Source organism: Mesorhizobium sp. P5_C1 (assembly GCF_054049815.1).
On the sequence record NZ_JBFULQ010000333.1, the window covers coordinates 1 to 6,247 of the forward strand.

Below are 6,247 nucleotides of genomic sequence, written 5' to 3' on the forward strand. Positions count from 1 at the left end.
CACCACCGCCGCCAATGCCGTCTTCCGCACGCCGTCGGCTGTCTCCATGCAGATCAAGAAGCTGGAGGACATTCTCGGCCGCTCGGTGTTCGCGCGCGACGCCCGCTCGGTGTCGCTCACCACGGATGGCGAAATGCTGCTCGGCTATGCCCGCAGGCTGCTGTCGATCAACCGCGAGGTGGTGTCGAAATTCATCATTCCCGAGATTGTCGGCGTTGTCCGGCTCGGCTCGCCGGATGACTATGGCGAGCGCGTGCTGCCGCATGTGCTGAAGCGTTTTGCGCAATCGCATCCGTCGATCGCGGTCGATGTCACCATCGACCAGAGCAGCAATCTGCGCCGACGCATGGACGACCGGGCGCTCGACATCACGCTCTTGACCAATTCCTACAAGACCAGTGCGCTCGGCGCCGAGGTTCTGCTCACCGAGCCGATCGTCTGGGCCGGTGCCAAGGGCGGCTGCGCGCATCTGCGCGAACCCTTGCCGGTATCGCTCTGGGAAGAGGGCTGCGCCTGGCGGGCCGGCGCACTTGAGGCGCTTGGACGCGAAGGCCGCAACTATCGCATCGCCTATATGAGTGCGCACACGGCCGGCCAGCGCGCCGCGATCATGTCCGATCTCGCCGTGGCGCCGCTGCCGAAGTCATTCCTCGGCAACGACATGGTCGAACTCTGCCCGAAGGACGGGATGCCCGACATCGGCACTTACAATCTGGCGATGGTGGTGGCGCCGGACGCCAGCGCGCCGGTCAAGGCCGTTGCCGACCATATCCGCGCGACCTTCGAAGTGTTCCGGGAAACCGGCAAATTCTGATGCGCCGGCTGTGAACCGCGTTTCGGTGCTCAGCGATCTTATCACATGTGGGAAGCCGATTGATGTTCTGGCTGCAAACGTAAGCGACCTGGGTTGGTCCGAGACGCCAGTGGTCGTCCTGACCACTGATCATATTTTGAGTGTGCTCCGACGGTTCCAGGAAGGAGAGCTCACCGCTGCGGACGTGGAGGCCTGGGCAGATCTGATCGAATGCAGGGAAGATATCGACTACCAGCCAGGGCGAGATGAAGCGATAGTGGAAGCAATTTTCGTGCTGGCCAATCCGGTGTTGAATGGTTCGCTAGATGAAGCCTTGACCGACCAGGTGATCGCCTCGATCTCGGCTTGACCAAAGGTTTTTTCCCCGGCCAGGAAGGTCACGATGGCGTCGCGCGCCCGCCGTGCTTCAGGCATGTCGATCAGTGGCCAAACGTGGAACATACCCTCCTCGTAGACGACCTCGACCTCGACGCCGACGGCGCGCGCCTTTTGCGCGAAGATCAGATTGTCAGGACTGAGGAGGTCGTGCGAGCCGGTTAGGAGCAGCGTTTTAGGCAGCACCGAGAGGTCGCCATAAAGCGGGCTGATGTGCCAGTCGCTGCGATCGTAGCCGGCGCTGTAGAGCCGGACAGCCTCCATCCCGCCCGAAATGCCCAGCCAGGGGTCGCGGCGTTCGGCCTCGAACACTTCGGGGTTGGAAAGCGACATGTCGAGGCCGGGCGAAATCAGCACATGGCGCGACGGCATGGGCAGGGCCTGTTCCGCGGCCATCATGGTCAGCACGACGGCCATGTTGCCGCCGGCGGAATCGCCCATGAAGACGATATCCTCGGCCTCCGTCTCGTCGAGCATCCGGCGGTAGACGTCGCCGACCATGCCGAACATGGCGTGGAAATCGTGTTCGGGAGCGATGGGATAGATCGGCACGGTGATGCCGTAGCCCAGCCGGTTGGCCATGTCGGCGATCAGGTGCCAGTGATAGGGCGTGATTTCAAAGACATAGGCGCCGCCGTGCAGGTAGAGCATCCGCTTCTGCTCGCCGGCCTTGGGTGCGATTTCATAGACGGGGAAGCCATCGACCGTATGCATCTGGATGTCGAGATGCTGATGCAGTGAGGCGGGCGGCTGGTGGGTCTCGGTCTTGCGCGCGGCAGCGATCCACCGCTGCAGGTTTTCCGGGCTGGAAAACGCCTTCTTGCGGCTGTACCGGAGCACGAAGGACACGACGTGGCTTTTCAAACTTGGCATGCGGATACACGAACTTCGGCGGCAGCCGACTAAGAGAATTCCCCTCTCTGGCGAACATCGTGCCGTGGCCGAAAATGTCAAGTTATACGCTATGTCTACACGGTGGTGTGATCCGCGCCGTGGTGCTTGCGCCGACGATCAACGCCGCAGCAGAAGCGCGGCGCGCAGCCGAGTGTTGCCAGGCGCCGAGGCCGCATGGGGGCTCCGACGCCTGACGAGCAGTTTGCATTTGTCGGCGAATGTCATCAGCGCGCCGTACCCAGAAGCAGCGAGATGAGCGCGGCCTGCGGGTCGTTTGGCGGCGATGCCGGCCAACCAATGTCCTTCTGGACATGCGGCGGCAGGCTGTTCATGGCCCGGATCGACTTCTTCCTGTCGTGGGCAAACTTGATGGCCGCACCATAATGGCCGAGGCTTTCGAACATCGACATTTTGGTTTCCTCCGGAAGGTCACTGCGGCAGGAAGACATTTCCGGCCGGCCTTCGACGCTGGCTTAAATGCGCCGCGCATGTTTCCAGCGGATTTCACGAAAACAACGCTTCCGTTTCCGGATCAGCAGATCCGGAAACATTTGCATACAAATGAGTTGGTGAGGCTGGCGACCTGGGCGCGCCCGCTTATTTCCGGCCGCGCCGGGCGGCGTGGCCCTCGCGCGAACGCCGGCGCGGAGCGGCGTCGCCGGCGACACCGTCCTCGCTGACCGTCTTGCGCGGCGGCAGTTTCACCGCCGCCGACAGTTTCGGGAACGGGTCGACCTTGTTGGGCAGCGCCATGGCGTAGACGAAATGCTCCTGGAATTTCGGTTCCAGCGCGGTCTCGATCTTCTCGATCTTGCTGACCGTGTCCTCGATCTCGCGGCGATAGCCGCGGTTGAGCAGCGCCATGCGCGCACCGGCGCCGGCGGCGTTGCCGACGGCCGAGACCTTGTCGAGATCGCAGTCCGGGATCAGGCCCAGCACCATGGCGTATTTCGGATCGATGAAGGAACCGAAGGCGCCGGCGAAATGGATGCGGTCGACATGATCGGTGTTCTGCTTTTCCATCAACAGCTTGGTGCCCGCGTAAAGCGCAGCCTTGGCGAGCTGGATGGCGCGCACGTCGGTCTGGGTGATGGTGATCTTTGGCTCGCCTTCCTTCAGCACGTAGGAGAAGGTGCGGCCATTGGCGGTGACGCGCGGCGAGCGGGCGGCAAGTCCGCCGTCGATGACACCGTCCTCGGAGATGATGCCGGAGAGATACATCTCGGCGACGACCTCGATGATGCCGGAGCCGCAGATGCCGGTGACGCCGGTCGCCTGCACGCTGTCGAGGAAGCCAGCCTCGTCGGACCACAATTCCGAGCCGATGACGCGGTACTTCGGCTCGAGCGTGTCGGGGTCGATGCGCACGCGCTCGATGGCACCAGGCGCGGCGCGCTGGCCGCCGGAGATTTCCGCGCCCTCGAAGGCGGGGCCGGTGGGCGAGGAGGCGGCGACGACGCGCGTGCGGTTGCCAAGCACGATCTCGGCATTGGTGCCGACGTCGACGATCAGCATCATCTCGTCTTGGCGATGTGGGCCTTCCGACAGCGTCACCGCTGCCGCATCGGCGCCGACATGGCCGGCGATGCAAGGCAGCATGTAGAGCCGGGCTCCCTGGTTGAGCTTCAGGCCGATATCGGATGCCTTGACGTGCACCGCGCCCGAAACGGCCAGCGCAAAAGGCGCGCCGCCAAGCTCGGTCGGGTCGATGCCGAGGAACAGATGGTGCATGATCGGATTGCCGACGAAGACGGAATCCAGGATGTCGTTGCGGTGGACATTGCCTTCGGCGCAGACCTTGTCGACCAGGCCGGAGATCGCTTCGCGCACGGCGACCGTCATGCCTTCGCGACCGTCGGGGTTCATCATCACGTAGGAGACCCGGCTCATCAGGTCCTCGCCGAAGCGGATCTGCGGGTTCGACGTGCCCGACGAGGCGGCGACGCGGCCCGACAGCAGCGACACCAGATGCATGGCAATGGTGGTCGAGCCGATATCGCAGGCCAACCCATAGGCTTCGTTCTTAAGGCCCGGCCACAAAGCGATGACGCGTGCGGTCTCCGAGTCGGCATCCTTGTAGATGGCAGCGGTGGCGGTCCAGCTGCCCTTGCGCAGAATGCCTTGCACTTGCGGCAAGAGATAAAAATCGAAGTCCAGGCTCTTGAGGTTCCAGTCCTTCATCAGGGCGATCTTGAGGCGGTCGAGATCCCCGAGCGGCTTATGCATGTCGGGCTCTTCGATTTCGACATAGCACATGCGGATTGCCGCATCGCGGGCGATCACCCTGGTGTCGGCATCCTTGCGGATGGTCTGCGCGTTGATGACCGTGTCCTGAGGCACGTCGATGACGAGGTCGCCGAGGATCTGCGCCGAGCAAGAGAGGCGGCGCCGTTCGGGCAGGCCGCGCACGCGCTCGTAGCGCTCTTCCTTGGCGCCCTTGGGCGAGATGTGGTCGTTGGAGGAGACGATCTTGTGCTTGGCGAAATTGCCTTCCTGCACTTCGATCTGGCAGCGCCCACAGGTAGCGCGTCCGCCGCAGACGCTTTCGACATAGACGCCGAGCTGGCGCGCGGCATCGAGCACCGGCGTGCCGACAGGAAACCGCCCGCGCTTGCCCGACGGCATGAACAGCACGAGCGGATCGGTGATGTTGGCAGGTGAATTCATGCTTGCACGCGTCTCGATGACGATTGTCGATGCCGTTTAACGGATCGTTTCGCTATTGGGCGGAATGTTTGATGGTCCAGAGGCCAATCATGTCCGATCTCCTCCTGTCCGCCATAACAACCGCTTTTACCATGGTGCGCCTGCTGCGCGGCCCATGGCTGCGCAATCCGCAATATCTGGCGTCCGGTATCGTCGGCGCGATTGTCGGAGCATTGCTGCTCCACGGGTTCTGGCCGGCCGCCGATGCCGACTTCATTGTCGGCGGGCTGACCGGCATTTTCGGGTCGTGGGCGGGAATGGTGCTGTTCGACGCCATTTTGGGCATGGCCTGACCGAAACGCACACCGTCCCGACGGCATCATCTGCACGATCGGTTCGGTGAGGTTTACAGGACAGTCCACGATTGCGCGCTTATCCTCGACCCATCCGGGCTTCACGGCCGCCACGGCGGCGTCCGCCATTGCCGGCGCCTTCGCCGGGCGCATTGACTTGCGTCGGGGCGGCTACCGCCTGGCCGCCTTCGGCCGGCTTGTAGTCCTTGTAGGTGCGAATCCAGTTGGTGCAGTTCTCGTCGGTGCCGTTGAGCACATTGGCGCCGCGCACGGCTTCCATTTCCTGCGGGCGCACCGGGTTCATGATGGCGCTGGTCATGCCGGCGCCGATCACCATCGGGATGAAGGCGGCATTGATGCCGTGGCGATGCGGCAGGCCAAAGGAGATATTGGACAGGCCGCAAGTGGTGTTCACCTTGAGCTCTTCGCGAAGCCGACGCAGCAGCGCGAACACTTGGCGGCCGGCATCGCCGAGCGCGCCGATCGGCATCACCAGAGGGTCGACGACGACGTCGTGCGCGGGAATGCCGAAATCGGCGCAACGCTGCACGATCTTCTTGGCGACGGCGAAACGCACATCCGGATCCATCGAAATGCCGGTCTCGTCATTGGAGATGGCGACGACAGGGACGTTGTACTTCTTGACCAGCGGCAGGATGGCCTCGAGCTTTTCTTCCTCGCCGGTGACGGAGTTGACCAGCGGCCGGCCCTTGGCAACCTTCAACGCGGCCTCGATCGCGGCGGTGACCGACGAGTCGATCGACAGTGGCAGGTCGACGAGGCCCTGGACGATTTCCAGCGTCTGCACCAGCAGGCCGGGTTCGGTCTCGTTCGGGTTGACCGAGGTAACGCCAGCATTGACGTCGAGCATGGTGGCGCCACAGGCTGCCTGCTCGAGCGCATCCTTGATGACAGTCTCGAAATTGCCCACGATCATCTCGGCGGCCAGCTTCTTGCGGCCGGTCGGATTGATGCGTTCGCCAATCACGCAGAACGGCTGGTCGAAGCCGATGATGATTTCTCGTGTCGCCGAGGCGACGATGGTCCGGGTCATGAATTCTCTCTCCGCCGTGATATAAAGATTTCTTTATATCGTTGTCTGGTTTCGTTCAAGCGAACGGGTGACCGTCCAGGCCGTCAGTGCGCGGTCTTCACCATGTCCACC

The 6,247-nt window shown here is 63.0% G+C and carries 6 protein-coding genes; 2 read left to right on the plus strand and 4 right to left on the minus strand.

Translation table 11 applies throughout. From position 1 onward, the window contains the following. A partial coding sequence (locus tag ACXJ7R_RS22180; RefSeq protein ID WP_457153725.1) for a LysR substrate-binding domain-containing protein occupies positions 1 to 814 on the plus strand: 814 nt, incomplete at its 5' end. A gap of 228 nt (positions 815 to 1,042) precedes the next feature. Here ACXJ7R_RS22180 and ACXJ7R_RS22185 read toward each other — a convergent pair. From ACXJ7R_RS22185 to ACXJ7R_RS22195, 3 genes are all read right to left on the minus strand, one after another. Further along, positions 1,043 to 2,062 (minus strand): alpha/beta hydrolase, encoded by a 1,020-nt coding sequence (locus ACXJ7R_RS22185; RefSeq protein WP_457153726.1) that lies wholly within the window; start codon positions 2,060 to 2,062, stop codon positions 1,043 to 1,045. Positions 2,063 to 2,307: 245 nt separating this feature from the next. After that, positions 2,308 to 2,493: a hypothetical protein gene (locus tag ACXJ7R_RS22190; RefSeq protein WP_457153727.1), complete on the minus strand. Its 186-nt coding sequence runs from the start codon at positions 2,491 to 2,493 to the stop codon at positions 2,308 to 2,310. Positions 2,494 to 2,680: 187 nt separating this feature from the next. Continuing rightward, positions 2,681 to 4,750, minus strand: coding sequence for an ASKHA domain-containing protein (locus tag ACXJ7R_RS22195; RefSeq protein WP_457153728.1), 2,070 nt, complete (start codon positions 4,748 to 4,750; stop codon positions 2,681 to 2,683). Between the two features lie 89 nt (positions 4,751 to 4,839). On the opposite strand from ACXJ7R_RS22195, the gene ACXJ7R_RS22200 reads away from it, so the two are divergent. Continuing rightward, on the plus strand, positions 4,840 to 5,082 hold the full coding sequence (locus ACXJ7R_RS22200) for a hypothetical protein (RefSeq protein ID WP_457153729.1): 243 nt from the start codon (positions 4,840 to 4,842) through the stop codon (positions 5,080 to 5,082). Positions 5,083 to 5,161: 79 nt separating this feature from the next. On the opposite strand, the gene ACXJ7R_RS22205 is transcribed toward ACXJ7R_RS22200, so the two are convergent. Further along, positions 5,162 to 6,136, minus strand: coding sequence for a methyltetrahydrofolate cobalamin methyltransferase (locus ACXJ7R_RS22205; protein ID WP_457153730.1), 975 nt, complete (start codon positions 6,134 to 6,136; stop codon positions 5,162 to 5,164). Positions 6,137 to 6,247: the final 111 nt, after the last annotated feature.

What these genes read in the sequence shown, in the direction of transcription:
- ACXJ7R_RS22185 (WP_457153726.1), bottom strand. Translation starts at nt 2,062, where the DNA reads ATGCCAAGTTTGAAAAGCCACGTCGTGTCCTTCGTGCTCCGGTACAGC.
- ACXJ7R_RS22190 (WP_457153727.1), bottom strand. Translation starts at nt 2,493, where the DNA reads ATGTCGATGTTCGAAAGCCTCGGCCATTATGGTGCGGCCATCAAGTTT.
- ACXJ7R_RS22195 (WP_457153728.1), bottom strand. Translation starts at nt 4,750, where the DNA reads ATGAATTCACCTGCCAACATCACCGATCCGCTCGTGCTGTTCATGCCG.
- ACXJ7R_RS22200 (WP_457153729.1), top strand. Translation starts at nt 4,840, where the DNA reads ATGTCCGATCTCCTCCTGTCCGCCATAACAACCGCTTTTACCATGGTG.
- ACXJ7R_RS22205 (WP_457153730.1), bottom strand. Translation starts at nt 6,136, where the DNA reads ATGACCCGGACCATCGTCGCCTCGGCGACACGAGAAATCATCATCGGC.